This window comes from Actinomadura sp. RB99, assembly GCF_014706005.1.
Taxonomy (GTDB): Bacteria; Actinomycetota; Actinomycetes; order Streptosporangiales; family Streptosporangiaceae; genus Spirillospora.
The window spans coordinates 1-15,698 of sequence record NZ_JABMCA010000015.1; the positions used below are offsets into that span (position 1 = coordinate 1).

Here is a 15,698-nt window from a genome sequence, read left to right on the forward strand (position 1 = left end):
ACGGCGTCCTTCAGGTCGGGCAGGGACGCGTTGACCCCGGTGTCGACCACTGCGACGGTCACGCCGGCGCCCTTGCTCCGAGGCCACCACCACCGCCGCCGGGAAGCCCGCCGCCACCGCCGCCACCGGGGAAGCTGGACAGGTCGCTGCCGAGGCCACCGCTGCCGCCGAGGCTTCCCCCACCGCCGTGGCTGCCGCCGAGGCCGCCGGGATCGCTGCCGAAGCCGCCGCTGCCGCTCCCGCCGGGGAGGTGCGGCCCTCCGTCGCCGACCGGTGCGAACGGGCTCGAGCTACCGGCGCCGTGCTTGCCGAGGCCGCCGGGGTCGCTGCCGAAGCCACTGCCGGCACCACCGGCACCGCCTCCGTGCAGGCCACCGGGGCCGGCGCCGGGGCCACCGGGACCCGCGCCGGGGCCACCGGGACCACCGGGGAACGTCGGCTTGTCGCTCAGCCCACCGTGGTCCTCGGGGAGGTCCTTGGTGATCTGCGTCGGGTGGGCGTTGAAGGCCTCGCCGGTGCGGTTCAGGAACCGCTGCATCAGTTCCCGGCCGTGCTTGTCGTCGCCGCTGGTGTGGATGAGACCGTCACTGGCGTCCTGGCCGGCCTGCTTGTACCAGTCGAGGATCTGCGTGCCGTACCAGGTGTAGGTCGACGCGTTCGTGTGGCTGCTGTTCGACAGGTTGATCGAGGTCGCGTGGACCTGCTGCAGCTGGGCGACCGCCTTCTTGGCCTCGTCGCCCTTCCAGTGCTTGACGAGCGTCTGAGCGAACCCGCGGAGCGCGGTGCTCATTTCCGCAAGTGCGTCCGCCGCGTCGGAGTAGGCGGTGCCGGCCTCTTTCACCGGCTCCGAGTTGATGCTCGACAGCTTCTTCTTGACGTCGTCGAGGCTCATCCCGTCGGCTGTCGGCTTGGACCACGACTGGGAGCCGCGGATGACGTAGTACTCCTGGCCCATGGGCTGTACCTCCCTCCGTTCGGCGGGTTACTTGAAGTTGGCGTTGCCGCCGGGGTGGACGCCGTTGACCTGCTGCTGGGTCTTGCCGTGAGCGGCCTCGTAGCCGTCCGCGGTCGCCGTCAGCTTCTCGATCACGCCGTTGTAGGCGTCGGTGATGTTCTTGATGTACGTGCCGAACCCGTCGCGCGACTGGTTCGCCAGGTCGACGAAGCTCTCGCTGCCCGGGACGCCGCCGAGGTTGCCGGTGGTGATGGCGATCTTCTGGACCTTCGCGAGCCGCTGCTGCCAGCCGGTGAACTCGCTGTGCATCTTGCTGGCCAGGGCCCGCAGTTCCTTGGGGTCGACCTCGTAGCCGTCGTCCGCCTCGATGCCCCACTTCTCGTCGTCGGGCTGGGACTTGCGCGGGACGGAGTTGGAGGGATCCGTCGGGCTCTTGGCCGGAATACCGTACTGGTAGTAGAGCTGCCGCTGCTCGTACTCGGGAAGGTCGTTCCACTCCTGCTGGGTCAGCCCGTGCTGGGTGTGGACCTGGGTGTACTCGCCGGCACCAGTCGTGTAGGTGTAGTCGACCTTCGCGAGCGCTTCAGGCGGCAGGTTGTACTTGCTCATAGCTCATCCTCCTGGCGAATGGCCTCCGGACCCCCCGGGCGCGCCTACGCCGTGCGGCCCGGCGGGGGCGGCACGACGTAGGCGGTCCAGCGGTCGTTCAGCCCCAGATGCCCTGGTTGCGGCGCTCGGCGGCGCTGTAGTTGCTGTGCGCCTCGCCGATGACGACACCGAGCTGGTTGAGGACCTGGCCCATGTGGGCGGCGGCGGCGTCCCACGTGCGCTTGGCCTCCCAGTAGGCGCCCTGGGCGTCGCCCTCCCACTGGGAGAGGTGCTGCTCGAGCTGCGCCTCCAGGTCGTGGAGTTCGTCGGTCAGGGCGCGGTAGGCCAGCGAGAAGTCGGCCTGCGCCTGCTGCATGGTGCCGAAGTTCGCCTTGGTGTAACTGTCGCTCACGTCTCGAGTCCTTCGCGTTCAGAGGGTCGGCGGGTGGGGGGACGATCAGGTGCCGCCGTTGAGCAGCTGGTTGATCTTGTTGACCGCCTCGGTCTGCTCCTGCTCGGTCGACTCGTAGGTGATCTTCGTGTGCGTCAGCTTCTGGTGCATGCCGTCGAGGGCGGTGCGCACCTTGTTCATCTCGGTCTGGAACTCGTTGAAGACCCGGTCGAAGGACACCGCGGCGTTGCCGGCCCAGCCGGACATCAGCGAGGACTTGTGGCTCTCGAGCTGGCTCTGCAGGCCCTTGACGATGTTCGCGGAGTCCTCGATCCGCGTCGCCGCCTGCTGCATTGCGTTTCTGTCGACTGCGGACTGTCCACCCACAGTGTCACCTCCGTTTGCGAGTCTGTGGCGCCGCGCCGCGGGAGCCGCAGAGAGCCGGCGCGCGGCCTGCCCGGGGAGCACTCCTGAGGCACGAAATGTCAGCGATCATAGGTCGTATGTCCCGCCTATGTCGACGCGAATGTTGATCTAGCGGTTCATCCCGGGTTGAGAATGTTGATGTGATCTGTATCACACCGATTTTCGGACAGTCGCTTCGTCAGCCCTGCGCGGTCGGAATGGGCTTTCGGGCCTGTGTCGGGTCCAGCGCGGGGCCCTGCGGGATGAGGTGCACCACGCTCGACGGCACCGGAGCCGCCTTCTTCGCGTCGTAGCCGAGCTTCTTCGCGACGTCCGCCGACGGCAGCGCGAACCGGATGCCCTGGTCGTTGACGAGCGACAGCGAGCCGGAGCCCTCGGTGGCGGTGGACGAGTCGCCGGTGCCCGGCACGAGGCTCATCAGCGCGGCGCCGCCCGGCGGCAGGACCATCTGGTCCACGGTGCTGGACCCGCCGGCGGACCCGGACCCGAGCACCCCCGCGGACGGCGCGGGCAGCGACCCGCCGACCGTCAGGTGCGACGTCGGCGACCCGACCGGGAACACCGAGCACAGCGGGGTGGACGGGTCCCACCTGACGAACCTCGGCAGCGTCGGCGGGAGGTTCTGGTCCAGCAGCCGCGTCTTCGACGCGATCTGCTGCGCGGACGACACATCGGTGTCGACCGGGCGGACGCTCGCGCCCGGGTACGCCTGGCTCTCGTTGGGGTCGAGCAGCAGGAGCTGCGCCTGCGTCGCGTTGATGAGCGACAGCCCGTCCTGGAGCATCACGTACCAGAGCGTCTGCCCGCCCGCGCCGGTCTGCGCCCGGAACACCTGGCCGACCCGCGCCTGCCCGCCGCCCGGCCCGGCCACCGCCTTGCCGCGCCCCGGGACGTTCGGGGCACCGAAGCCGCCGGCGGACGGGATCGCGTTCAGCCACTTCGGCGGGACCTCGGCGGCCTCGGGTCCGTTCGTCAGCACCGGCACCTGGTTCTGCGGCAGCGACAGCTGCATCCGGTGGTCCTTCCAGATGACCCACGGGACGCCGCCGGCCTGCACGACCACCGCCTCGCCGTCGGAGAGCCCGCGGCCGCCGACGTCCCGCCCGGCGGCGAGCGCGGTGAGCTCCTGCGGCACGCCGTTCGCGGCCTGCGTCTCGCGGACGCACACCGACCACGGGCCGCGGATGAGCTGCCCGCTGTCGGGCAGCGAGTCCGGCGCGCCCTGGATGCCGATCATCGCGCCGCGCTCGAACCCGTCGAGCGACTTGCGGGACACGGTGCGGCGGGACACGTTGTCGGAGTTCAGCGCCAGCATCGCCGAGGCGTAGTTGGCGACCGGGAACATCTTCTTCGTGTTGGCGTCGTAGATGTACTTGGTGCCGGTCTCCTTCTCGATGATGAGGACGCCCGGCTGGTCCAGCCCCTTCGCGCCGCCCGGCGACAGCACGCCCCAGATCCCGAACACCGCGACGACGAGCAGCCCGACCATCACGCCGCCGAACGCGGCCGCCGACAGCCGCCGCATCGGCGACTCGGCGACGTCGGGCTCGCCCTGCAACAGCGCCAGCCCGACGCGCTGCGTCATCAGCCGGTGCGCCTGGTAGAGATCCCGCCGGCTCTGCATCAGCGCCTCACCCGGCCAGCCCGCGGACGCGGGAGTAGACGTCCAGCACCGCGAGCGCCAGCGGGATCAGCGAGATCATCACCAGGACGTCGAGGATGTCGCCCCAGCGTCCCCAGAACGGGGTCGGCTTGTGCGTCGGCAGCCACATCGTCACCCCGACCACGATGCCGACGAGCACCAGCAGCGGGACGAGCGCGGCGGCGAGCGCGACGACCTGGCTGCCGTGCAGCGCGATCCCGATCACGGTCAGCACCAGGCCGAACAGCCCGACGACGAGCATCCAGGCGCGCTGCGACACGCCGCGGAAGACGCGGGCGCGCAGCAGCAGCGACACCGACATCACCGCGCTCGTCGTGGGGGCGGCCCACCCGTCCGAGCCGAACAGGAAGAGCATCGCGCCCGCCGCGACGAGCGCGATGGACGCGATGAGGCCGGTGGAGAAGCGGTCCGCGGCGGCCGTCCGGGCGAGCACCATCCGGCCGTCGACGGTCTCGGTGTCGCTGCGCAGCTCCTCCGCGCTGGCCGGGACGGGCGGCAGCGGCACCCGCGCCAGCTTGAACGACAGCGACGGGACCGCCGCGATGAACATCATCACCACGACCGCGGCGACGGCCGCGATCCCCGCGGCCGGCAGGTCGTCGAACGCGAACCCGACGCCGGCCCCGACCGCGCCGACGAAGCCGGCGAACGCGACGCCGAGGAAGACCGGCAGCCCGTCCGCGACCCCGAACGCGGCGATGATCGCGGCGAGCGCGGCCACCCCGAACCCGGCGAGCAGGTGCGGCGCGCCGAGGTCGGACAGCTCCAGGCCCTTGCGGGCGGGGGCGAGGGCGCCGGCGAGGAAGGCATAGGGCAGCGCCGCGTACCCGAGCACGACGCCCGCGCCGGAGTCGGCGAGCGCCCGCGACAGCGCGACCGCGACGACGAGGGTCAGCAGCGCGATCAGGCCGGCGGCGACAGCCGGGACGATCCACGGCGGGCCGGACAGCGCGATGACGACGGCGCCGACGGCCAGCGCCGCCCCGGCCGCGCCGAGCCCGAACGAGCGCGTCGTGGTGGGCCGCCAGCGGTCCGAGCGCTCCCGGATCCCGGTGGCGATGACGTCGGCGACGTCGTCGAACGACATCTCCGGGAGCTGCGCCATCCGCGGCCGGAAGTAGAGGATCTCGCCGTCCCGCACCCCGAGCGCGCTCGTCGTCTGCGCCGGGTCGAAGGGGCTGCCGTCCAGCCGTTGCAGCACCCACCCGGAATGCGCGAGACCGGCATCGGCCATGTTCTCCCCGGCGGCCCGCAGGAGGGTGGGCAGCATGTGGGCGAGCGGCACGTCGGCGGGCAGGGACACGTCGACGCGCCGCCGGGGCGCGACGATGGTCACCCTGCACAGTTCGGTTGTGGCGGGGGAATTCACGGGAGCTCCCGTCCTCCAGGTCAGATCGCGGGCCGGATCCGATCGACGCGCAGCTTAGGATGTGGCGTCCGATTAGGCTAAATCAACACCGAATCAACAAAGAACTCCACCAACCCGCGGGTCGGCCGCGCTCCCCGCCGCCGTCCGGCCGCCCCCGGGACGCGTTGGCCCGCGGAGGGAACCCCCAGGTGAGCACGATCCTCGTCAAGCGCAAGGAGCGCCGTAAACCGCCCCCTGCCCCGAAGGGCGAGCTGCTCCTCGAATCCCCGCCGGAGATCCCGGAGATGCAGAGCGGCGGCATGCAGGCGGTGCTCACCTACCTGCCGATGGCCGTCATGCCGGTGATGATGGGTCTGATGTTCGTCGGCGGCGGCACCAAGTCGCCGATGATGATGATCAGCAGCGGCGGCATGGCGCTGGCCGTGGGCGGCATGATGATCGGCCAGCTGGGCCGCGGCTCCGGCGAGCGCAAGTTCAAACTGAACGGCGCCCGCCGCGACTACTTCCGCTACCTGAGCCAGGTGCGGCGCCGGGTGCGGCGCGCCGCCGAGCAGCAGCGCGAGTCGCTGGAGTGGAACAGCCCCGACCCCGACTCGCTGTGGTCGCTGGTGATGAGCGCCCGCATCTGGGAGCGCCGCCCCTCCGACGCCGACTTCGGCAACGTGCGCATCGGCGCCGGCCCGCAGAAGCTCGCCGTGCAGCTGATCCCGCCGGAGACCAAGCCCATCGAGGACCTGGAGCCGATGACGGCGGGCGCGCTGCGCCGCTTCGTCCGCGCGCACTCCACCGTCCCGAACCTGCCGGTCGCGGTGTCGCTGCCGTCGTTCGCGCGGATCCTGCCGATGGGCGACCTCGACGCGGTCCGCGGCATGGTCCGCGCGATGATCGCGCAGCTGACGGCGTTCCACTCGCCCGACGACATGCGGGTCAGCGTGTGCGCGTCCGCCGAGGCGATGCCGCACTGGGACTGGGTGAAGTGGCTGCCGCACGCGATGCACCCGACGCTGACGGACGCGGCGGGGCCCGTCCGGCTGATGGCGACCAGCCTGTCGGAGCTGGAGCGGATGTACGGCACCGAGGTGAAGGACCGCGCCCGGTTCACCCCCGGCCTGTCGCAGAACGACCTGCCGTACCACGTCGTCATCGTCGACGGCGGCGCCGTCACCCCCGACTCGCAGATCGGCTCGGACGGCATCGAGGGCGTCTGCGTCATCGACCTGACCGGAAACGTCGCGCCGACCGCCGACAACACCATGCTCCGGCTGCGGGTCGCCGCCGACAAGATGGCGATGCTGCGCCGCGACCGCACCGGCAAGGACGTCGCCAGCTCCCTCGGCAAGCCCGACCGGTACAGCTACGTCCAGGCGGACGGCCTCGCGCGGCAGCTGGCGCCGCTGCGGGCCAGCGCCGCCGCCGGCGCCGAGCTGGACGCGCTGTCCGCCGCGACGACGCTGACGACGCTGCTGGGCGTCCCCGACCCGACCCGCATCGACCCGCGGCAGGCGTGGCAGCCCCGCGCCCCGCGCAACCGGCTCCGCGTCCCGATCGGCCTGGACGCCGACGGCCGCCCCATCGAGCTCGACATCAAGGAGGCCGCGCAGGGCGGGTACGGCCCGCACGGCCTGTGCATCGGCGCGACCGGCTCCGGCAAGTCGGAGCTGCTCCGCACGCTCGTCCTCGGCCTGGCGATGACGCACTCCTCGGAGGTGCTGAACTTCGTCCTCGTCGACTTCAAGGGCGGCGCGACGTTCCTCGGGATGGACGGCCTCCAGCACGTCTCCGCCATCATCACCAACCTGGAGGACGAGCTCCCCCTCGTCGACCGCATGTACGACGCGCTGCACGGCGAGATGGTGCGGCGCCAGGAATGGCTGCGGCAGGCCGGCAACTACGCCTCGCTGCGCGACTACGAGAAGGCCCGCGAGCAGGGCGCCGCGCTCAAGCCGATGCCGACGCTGTTCGTGGTGCTCGACGAGTTCTCCGAGCTGCTGTCCGCCAAGCCCGACTTCGCCGAGCTGTTCGTCATGATCGGACGGCTCGGCCGGTCCCTCGGCGTCCACCTGTTGCTCGCGTCGCAGCGCCTGGAGGAGGGCAAGCTCCGCGGCCTCGACACCCACCTGTCGTACCGGATCGGCCTGCGGACGTTCTCCGCGATGGAGTCGCGGGTCGTCCTCGGCTCCCCCGACGCCTACGAGCTGCCGCAGGCGCCCGGCAACGGCTACCTGAAGATCGGCACCGAGTCGCTGACCCGGTTCCGCGCCGCGTACGTGTCCGGCGCCTACCGTCCCGAGGACGAGGCGGCGCAGCCCGGCCGGCAGGGGCCGCGGCAGCTCGCCCAGATCGTCCCGTTCACCCCCGCCTACGTGCAGCCGCGGATGCAGGAGCAGCCGCAGCAGCACCAGGACGGCAAGGAGGACGACGGCCCGCAGATCAGCCTGTTCGACCTCGTCGTCAAGCAGCTCGCCGGGCACGGCCCGCCCCCGCACCAGATCTGGCTGCCGCCGCTGGAGGACCCGTCCACCCTGGACCAGGTCCTGCCGAACCTGCAGCACACCCCCGAGTTCGGCTTCACCACCGCCGGCTGGGACGGCCGCGGGCAGCTGCACGCGTTCGCCGGCATCGTCGACAAGCCGTTCGACCAGCGCCGCGACCCGATGTGGCTGGACCTGTCCGGCGCCGCCGGGCACGTCGGCGTCGCGGGCGCCCCGCAGGCCGGCAAGTCGACGCTGCTGCGGACCCTCATCACCTCCCTCGCGCTGATGCACACGCCGCAGGAGGTGCAGTTCTACTGCCTGGACTTCGGCGGCGGCTCCCTCGCCCCGCTCGCCGACCTCCCGCACGTCGGCGGCGTCGCCAGCCGCCTCGACCCCGACCGCGTCCGCCGCACCGTCGCCGAGGTCTCCGGCCTGCTGGAGTCCCGCGAGCGGTTCTTCACCGAGCGCGGCATCGACTCCATCGCCACCTACCGGCGGCTGCGCGCCGCCGGCCAGATCCCCGGCGACGGCTTCGGCGACGTGTTCCTCGTCGTCGACAACTGGCTGACCGTCCGGCAGGAGTTCGAGGCGGTCGAGACCACCATCACCGACCTCGCCGCCCGCGGCCTCGGCTACGGCATCCACGTCGTCGCCGCCACCAACAAGTGGTCGGAGTTCCGCCTCACCATCCGCGACCTGTTCGGGACGAAGCTGGAGCTCAAGCTCGGCGACCCGTACGAGTCGGAGATGGACCGCAAGCTCGCCGCGAACGTCCCCGAGAACCGGCCCGGCCGCGGCCTCACCCGCGAGGGCCTGCACTTCCTCGCCGCCCTGCCCCGCACCGACGGCCGCCCCACCTCCGAGGACCTCGCCGACGGCGTCAAGCAGCTCGTGCAGACCGTCCAGGCCGGCTGGCAGGGCCGCCCGCCCGCGCCGCAGGTCCGGATGCTGCCGGACGTGCTGCCGCTGGCGTCGCTGCCGCAGGTGTCCGAGACCGGCAAGCGCATCCCGATCGGCATCGACGAGGACACGCTGTCGCCCGTCCTGCTGGACTTCGAGAACGACCCGCACTTCGTCGTCATCGGCGACAACGAGTGCGGCAAGTCGAACCTGCTGCGCGTCGTCGTCGACGCCGTCAAGGCGCGGTACACCCCCGACGAGGCCCGCATCATCATGCTCGACTACCGGCGCGCCCTGCTGGACTCCGCCGAGAGCGACCAGGTCATCGGGTACGCGGCGTCCTCGACGGCGGCCGCGGGGCTGATGAAGGACGTCAACGGCGCCCTCGTCAACCGGCTCCCCCCGTCCGACCTGACGCCCGAGCAGCTGCGGAACCGGTCCTGGTGGAGCGGGTCGGAGCTGTTCCTCATCGTGGACGACTACGACCTCGTCGCCACCCCGTCCGGCAACCCGCTCGCGCAGGTCGCCGAGCTGCTGCCGCAGGCCCGCGACATCGGCATGCACCTGATCCTCGCCCGCACCATGGGCGGCGCGGGCCGCGCCATGTTCGACCCGGTCATGCAGCGGCTGAAGGACATGGCCACGCCGGCGCTGATCATGTCCGGCAACAAGGACGAGGGCAACCTGTTCGACGTCCGCCCCGGGCCGCTGCCCGTCGGCCGCGGCACCCACTCCGACCGCCGCGCCGGCAAGCGCCTCATCCAGACCGCCTTCCACGGCGAAGCGCGGTAACGGGCACGTCCGGAGAGCCCCGAGCCGCGCGCGCTCGGGGCTCTCCGCGTTTCCGGCGCGCTTGACTTCATGTTCGCTTGAGGTCGCAGCATGACCGCATGCCCGCCGACCTCATCGCCGACCTCATCGCCGCGCTCGACGCCGCCGACGCCACCCCCGCCGCGACCCGGCTCCGCGCCCGCACCTACCACCTGCTCCGCACCGCGCCCGGCGCATTCGTCGCCGACATCGGCTGCGGCACCGGACGCGCCGTCGCGGAACTCACCGCCCGCGGCGTCCGCGCCACCGGAGTCGACGTCGACGAGGAGATGATCGGCGCGGCGCGCACCCGCCACCCCGACGCCGACCTCCGCGTCGCCGACGCCCGCGCCCTGCCGTTCCGCGATGCCGAACTCACCGGCTACCGGGCCGACAAGGTCCTCCACGACCTGCCCGTCCCCGCCCGCCTGCTCACCGAGGCCCGCCGCGTCCTCGCCCCCGGCGGGCGCATCGTGCTCTGCGGCCAGGACTGGGACACCCTCGTCGTCGACTCCGCGTTCCCCGACGTCACCCGCACCCTCGTGCACGCCCGCGCCGACCAGGTCCCGTCTCCCCGCGCCGCGCGGCAGTACCGGGGCCTCCTGCTGGACGCCGGTTTCCGGGACGTCGCCGTCGAGGTCCACACCGCCGTGTTCACCGACGGCGCGGTCCTCCCGCTGCTCGCGCGCCTCGCCGAACCCCGCCTCGCCGACGACTGGCTCGCCGACCAGCGCGAACGCGCCCGCACGAACCGTCTCTTCGTGGCCTTCCCCTTCTTCGTGGCGTCCGCCACCAACCCTTGAGGCTGCTGCGCACGCGAGCTCGGGGGGCGTTGGAGAGCGTCCGCCGGTTTCTTCGGACCGGCTCGTCATCGATGGGCTCGCCCGGCAATGCGTGGCCCTGCTGGCGCCTTCTAAGACGGTGTTCGCTGAGTGCGCTCGTTAGGCGGTGCTCGTTAGGCGGTGCTCGTTAGGCGGCGCTCTCTAGGCGGCGCTCTCTAGGCGGCGCTCTCTAGGCGGCGCTCGTTAGACGACGCTTTCTGGGGTGTGTTCTCTGGGCGGTGCTCGTTAGGCGGCGTTATTTAGGCGGTGCTTGTAGGGGCGCTCGTTAGGCAGCCATCTTTAAGCGGTGCTCTAAGCGCCGATAAGGGAGAAAGGGTGTTCGGGTGGTGGGGTGGCGCTTGCGTACGGGGCCGCCCCTCCAAAGTCAAGGGCGCCTTCGGCGTCGCTGCGCGATGGACTTCGTCCACCCTTGACTTTGGAGCCTCTGCGGCCCCTGAGGCAGCGTTAGGGGCAGGCTCCGCCTGCCCCGCCCCGGGTCGCGCCACCCCACCACCCCCTTCCGTCAGGTACCAAGGGGCAGCAAGGAGGTAGGGGCGAGGCACCAGCAGTTCCCCAACACCATCACCAGATCCCTCGCTGGAAAGGCCCAGAACTTCCTTCGTGGGAGGCATCGACCGCTCACAACACGTCATGGCTGTTACAGCATTGCCGATCACTCTGGCCGTGGGGCTGTGGGAACGCGCGATGCGGCTGCCATGCGGCGTTGACCACTGCGGCGGTATCACTCAAGTCGTCCCGATATCGCGCTGTCAGGGTGCATGCGGCATGCAGGCCCGACTGGCTCGCCCGTCATCGGAATGGATGTGGCGGACACCGGCGCAGGGCGTGGCGGGCGCTGATGTTGCTAGCGACGGGGCGGTGATGCGGCTCAGCCCCAGGGGCGCCGGGTTGGCCGATGCCGCAGGGCGGCGTAGCGAACGGGCGGGCCGGGGCCTCCGCTAAGCGCCGTCTGGAGAGGACAGGCGCAGCCAGTGCGGAAAGGTGGGCACGCCGGGGCCGCCCGTCATCGGGGTGGATGCGGGCGGACCGGCGCAGGGCGTAGCCGGGTGTGGTGTTGCCGAGGGTGGGCGGTGACACGGTCCAGTCCAGGGGCGGTGTGGGCAGGCTGGTCCGGTGAGCGGTGTAGTAGCCGGTTGGGGCGGTCTCTGAAGGGTTGTCTGGTGGTGGGGCATACGCAGCCGGTGTGAGGCGGTCGCGTGGCGTGTGGGCATGCCGCGGCCGCCCGTCATCGGTGTGGATGCGGGCGGACCGGCGTGGGCATGACCGAGCCCGGTGTTACTGGAGTGGTGCGGCTATGCGGCCCAGTCGAGCGCGGGGTTGTCGGGTGGGCCGATGCTGCCTGGTGGTCCGGCCCCGGTTGCGGATGCTCGGGCGTCGGCTGGTGGGAGTAGCCGGTAGACGTATCGCCCGTCCTGATCTTTGCTGATCTGGATCTGGTCGGGGTGACTGTGCTTGAAGCGGTTGTGCCATCCGCAGGTGAGTGCGAGTTGGTCGATGTCGGTGGGCGATCGCCCGAGTGCCCAGCCGTGCACGTGGTCCACTTCGCACAGTGTCCCGGGCACTTCGCAGCCTCGTACCGCGCAGGAGGAGTAGAGCGTCTCCAGGACTTGGCGCTGTGCTGCGGAGGCGAACCGTTCCCGATATCCCAGGTACAGCGGAGTGTTCCCGCGCCCCAGGAGCAGGGGTGAGACTCCGGCCGAGAGGGCGATGCGGCGGGCCTGGGCGGCGGGGATCGGCGTGCCGTCGGTGAGGCGGGCGGGTGCGTTGCCTCCGGTGAGGGTGTCCAGGTCGCAGATGACGGTGACCTTGGAGGCCTTGTGCCCACCTGAGAGCACGCTCGACAGTGCCGCCGCCGTCCGTTCGGGGAGGTCACGATGGTCGTCCGGCCCGGCCGGCTTGGCCAGTGGGGCGAGGGTGCCGTCCCAGATCGCGGCGTCTTCGGGGTTCAGCCAGCCTTTGACGTAGCGGCCGCCGTCCAGGGATCGGGTGGTGGTGAGCCAGGACTTGTCGTAACCGCGCCGCGAATCCTCGTCGGGGGCGTCTTCGGCGTCGTCGCGTTCGGCGATGAGGTCGCGGATCCGACGGCCGAACGCGGCGACCTTCCCGGCCGAGAAGCCCTGCTCGACGAACCCGAGGAGGATTGTCTCGGCCTCGGCGCAGTTGGTGTCGTCCAGGCGGGCGACCGAGTCGGCGACGGTGACGGCGTAACCGTGGGACAGGTCCCCGGCGGCGAGGCGTTCGGCCACCTGCGGGAGACGATGACGCTGCCGCGCCAGCACCAGACGCTCTTTCACCCGGTTATCGCGCATGCTCAGCCGCGACCGCAGCCATGCTTGGGTGGAGGGATATCCCCACCGGGCCTGCTCCCCGCAGGCGTCGACTCGGCCTATGAATCCGGCGAGGACGCTTTCCTGCAAATCGCACGCGGCCACAAGAGTTTCGGTGAGTTCCAGGCAGGCCACAGAAGATTCCGGGGCTTCTCGCGATGCGAGTTCAGTGGCGATGATTGAGAGCGCGTTCACCAGTTCCATGGTGGACGCGGCCCCAAGCTCGACCGTCACTGATTGCATACGTAAATAGTACCCTGCGTGGCCGACATTCGAGGCCGTTCAAGGCCGTTCGAGCCATATTCTTCTCGGTATTTTTCGAGCGGGAAAGGCTGCTGAACCGCGTGGCCTTTATCGATGTTCGTACCTCGCGGAAGGGGGAGTTCGTCCCTTGGTACCTGACGGAGGGGGGTGGCGGGCAAGGCCTCGACATGGTCGCGCTATGTCCGTTTTATTCATGCTGGGTCGAGTCGGAGGGTCTCGAGGGTCCTGGTGGCGTCCCGGGTGTGGTGCCTGCAAGGGGGCTGTGACGGTGGTGTGCCCGGCCGTTTTGGAGGATCCCGATGGCGAGCAGATCGTGGCGGCAGGCGATCTGGCTGTGGCCGTCTGGGCGCTTCAGGCGCATCCTGTGAAGTGCGCAGAGTGGGCGCGCGTGGGTTCTGGCCGGCGGGGAGGAATGCATGGAGAGCGGGCCGAGCAGGACGGCGATGTTCGCGGCCGTGTCGCGTGGATTGTTTCGCCTGGAGACGGCGTCGCCGTGGGTACTGGATGATGTGCTGGCCCTGGTGCTTGTCGGCCCGGTATGGCGGGAGCTGCGAGACCGGTTCGATCCGCTGTTCCCCGGCCCGGTCCGTCGCGAGTCCCGCGCGGCTGTCTGCACCCGCAGCCGGTACGCCGAGGACCGGCTGGCTGCCGGCGCCTTCACGCAGTACGTGATTCTTGGCGCGGGGCTTGACTCGTTCGCGTGGCGGCAGCCGGATCTGCTCGGCTCGCTGACGGTGTTCGAGGTTGATCATCCTGCTTCCCAGGCCTGGAAGCTCCAGCGGGTCAGGGAGCTCGGCCTGCCGCTCAGTGACTCGCAGGTGTTCGTGCCGGTTGATCTCGAGGCCGAACCGCTTCAGGATGTTCTGGGCGCGGCCGGGTTCGACTGGGCACAGCCGGCGATGTTCTGCTGGACGGGTGTCGCCCCCTATCTGACGGCACAGGCGATCGAGTCGACCTTGCGGACGATCGCGGCGGCCGCTCCCGGGTCTGAGGTGGTGTTCTCCTACCGGGCCGAGGACTGTGTGCTGGACGACCTGGGGACGCAATTCACCCGGATCTACACGCCGATCGCGGCTTCTGCCGGCGAGCCTCTTCAGCCCGGCTGGCCGGTCATCGAGATCGAGAGGCTGATCAGCCGGTGCGGGCTAAAGGTCGTGGACCATCCCGCACGTGCAGACCTCCAGCAGCGGTACTTCGCCGGCCGTGCCGATGGCCTGCGGCCCTATACCTTCGAGACCCTGGTGGCTGCGCGGGTCACCTGAGCGAACGCAGCCACGTCCGGCAACTTCACCCTCTTCGAGGGCCAGGCGGTGAAGGTACGGCAGAGGGGTACAGCGACCTCCAGGGCCTCGGCGTGGTCGCGTCATGTCCGTTCTATTCATGCTGGGCGCGGTCCGAGGGTTTCGAGAGTCCGGGTGGCGTCCCGGGCGTGGTGGCGGCAAGCGGCGGCGATGCCGGTGTGCCCGGCCTTTTTCAAGATGCCGATGGCCAGGTTGCGCAGGGTGGACATGGCGCGGGTCCGCTGCCGGTGCGGATCTGGGAGGCGTCTTCGCCGTAGCCGACGTCGCGGATGTGGTGCAGGGCCTCGATCTGCCAGTGGCCGCGGATCCAGGCGGCGAGCTGGGCGGGGGTTGCCTGGTGGGCGTCCAGGCTGGTGATGGCGTAGACGGTGGCGGTCCGCCGCTTCCCGTCGTCCAGCGGCCGGATCTGGCGGGTCAGGCAGATGGCCTGGGCGGCGTGCGGGAAGCCGAGCCCGGCGGCGACGGCCGCGGCCTTGAGGGTGCGATGCTCCTGGCGGCCATGGCCCCGGTTGTGCTGGCGGGCGACGACCGGGATGCGCCGCCAGGGCATTGACCTAGGCGTACAGGCCCGGCTGGTTCTTCTTGACCACCAGGATGTAATGGGCCCCCTTGCCGGTGACAAGGAACTCGGCGTGCTCGCGCTGGGGTGTGCAGCGCGTCGGCACCCGGCCAGGTCCAGCGGCTCCAGCAGCGGCGCGAACCAGGTGATCTCGTTGGTCTTGTCTTCCACGCCGACCTGGCGAGCACAACACCACAGCGCTGATCGAGGGCGGCCAGCAGGTGCACCGGCCGGCCGTCCCCGCTGGCATGACGGGTGCCTCGCACCGCCTTGCCGTCCACCGCGACTGCCCGCCGGGCGCCGCGCGTGTCCTGCTGCCTGGCCGACGGCCCGCCGCCGCGCATCCAGCCAGGCCCCGACGTCAGCATCCAGCACTGGCGTCTGTTGCTTCCAGAACGCGCCGGATGGTGGCCTGGCCGGGCGGCGCGAACTGCCGGGTCAGCGGATCACGGCGGACGCCCAGAGCGGCCAGGACCTGCGGCGGCGCGTCCGCGACCCATTCGCCGACCGCGGTGAACGATGTCGCTCCGGCCAGCACCGCCGCCGCGGCCGCCATTAACAACGACGTCAGGCTGTGGCGGACGCCGCGCCGATCCCGCGGGTCCGGCACCTGTTCCAGGTACTCCGCCAGGCCTGGGCACTGGCCCGACAGTAGCGCGCGGTCACTGGATTCGACACCCACATGATCTTTGAACCGTGCCTGCACCGCGTCCCGGCGAGCGAACCAGACACCCGGTCACAAACAAGCCATTACGCCACTATGCCGAGACCCTGGGGTGGTGGGGTGGCGCGACCCGGGGGCGGAACTCCTATCGGCTTTGGAGAGCGC

At 70.8% G+C, this 15,698-nt stretch carries 12 protein-coding genes; 3 read left to right on the top strand and 9 right to left on the bottom strand.

The annotated features are described in order from the left end of the window. Positions 1-58: 58 nt before the first annotated feature. The 6 genes from amrb99_RS16070 to eccD form a co-directional block, all read right to left on the bottom strand. A complete protein-coding gene (locus tag amrb99_RS16070) occupies positions 59-955 on the bottom strand; it encodes a hypothetical protein (protein WP_190856774.1) in 897 nt (298 codons plus the stop codon). 27 nt (positions 956-982) lie between these two features. Beyond that, complete coding sequence (locus tag amrb99_RS16075; RefSeq protein ID WP_190856775.1) at positions 983-1,564, bottom strand: hypothetical protein; 582 nt, start codon at positions 1,562-1,564, stop codon at positions 983-985. A gap of 97 nt (positions 1,565-1,661) precedes the next feature. After that, positions 1,662-1,955, bottom strand: coding sequence for a WXG100 family type VII secretion target (locus amrb99_RS16080; protein WP_190856776.1), 294 nt, complete (start codon positions 1,953-1,955; stop codon positions 1,662-1,664). 45 nt (positions 1,956-2,000) lie between these two features. Continuing rightward, a complete protein-coding gene (locus amrb99_RS16085; RefSeq protein ID WP_347256704.1) occupies positions 2,001-2,402 on the bottom strand; it encodes a WXG100 family type VII secretion target in 402 nt (133 codons plus the stop codon). A 136-nt stretch (positions 2,403-2,538) separates the two neighbouring features. After that, positions 2,539-3,984: a type VII secretion protein EccB gene (gene eccB, locus amrb99_RS16090; RefSeq protein WP_190856778.1), complete on the bottom strand. Its 1,446-nt coding sequence runs from the start codon at positions 3,982-3,984 to the stop codon at positions 2,539-2,541. A 7-nt stretch (positions 3,985-3,991) separates the two neighbouring features. After that, positions 3,992-5,359 (bottom strand): type VII secretion integral membrane protein EccD, encoded by a 1,368-nt coding sequence (gene eccD / locus amrb99_RS16095; protein WP_347256705.1) that lies wholly within the window; start codon positions 5,357-5,359, stop codon positions 3,992-3,994. Between the two features lie 221 nt (positions 5,360-5,580). Here eccD and eccCa point away from each other — a divergent pair, with 221 nt between their 5' ends. Beyond that, positions 5,581-9,558, top strand: a complete 3,978-nt coding sequence (gene eccCa / locus amrb99_RS16100) for a type VII secretion protein EccCa (protein ID WP_190856780.1) — start codon at positions 5,581-5,583, stop codon at positions 9,556-9,558. 98 nt (positions 9,559-9,656) lie between these two features. Then, positions 9,657-10,379, top strand: a complete 723-nt coding sequence (locus amrb99_RS16105) for a methyltransferase domain-containing protein (protein WP_190856781.1) — start codon at positions 9,657-9,659, stop codon at positions 10,377-10,379. Between the two features lie 1,331 nt (positions 10,380-11,710). On the opposite strand, the gene amrb99_RS16110 is transcribed toward amrb99_RS16105, so the two are convergent. Then, on the bottom strand, positions 11,711-12,988 hold the full coding sequence (locus tag amrb99_RS16110) for an HNH endonuclease signature motif containing protein (protein ID WP_190856782.1): 1,278 nt from the start codon (positions 12,986-12,988) through the stop codon (positions 11,711-11,713). 437 nt (positions 12,989-13,425) lie between these two features. Here amrb99_RS16110 and amrb99_RS16115 point away from each other — a divergent pair, with 437 nt between their 5' ends. Then, entirely contained in the window at positions 13,426-14,271 is an 846-nt protein-coding gene (locus tag amrb99_RS16115) for a class I SAM-dependent methyltransferase (protein WP_190856783.1), read from the top strand. 211 nt (positions 14,272-14,482) lie between these two features. Here the strand turns inward: amrb99_RS16115 and amrb99_RS50085 are convergent, their stop codons facing one another. Further along, entirely contained in the window at positions 14,483-14,860 is a 378-nt protein-coding gene (locus amrb99_RS50085; RefSeq protein ID WP_206699962.1) for a transposase, read from the bottom strand. 370 nt (positions 14,861-15,230) lie between these two features. Next, complete coding sequence (locus amrb99_RS51090; protein WP_206699963.1) at positions 15,231-15,575, bottom strand: transposase family protein; 345 nt, start codon at positions 15,573-15,575, stop codon at positions 15,231-15,233. Positions 15,576-15,698: the final 123 nt, after the last annotated feature.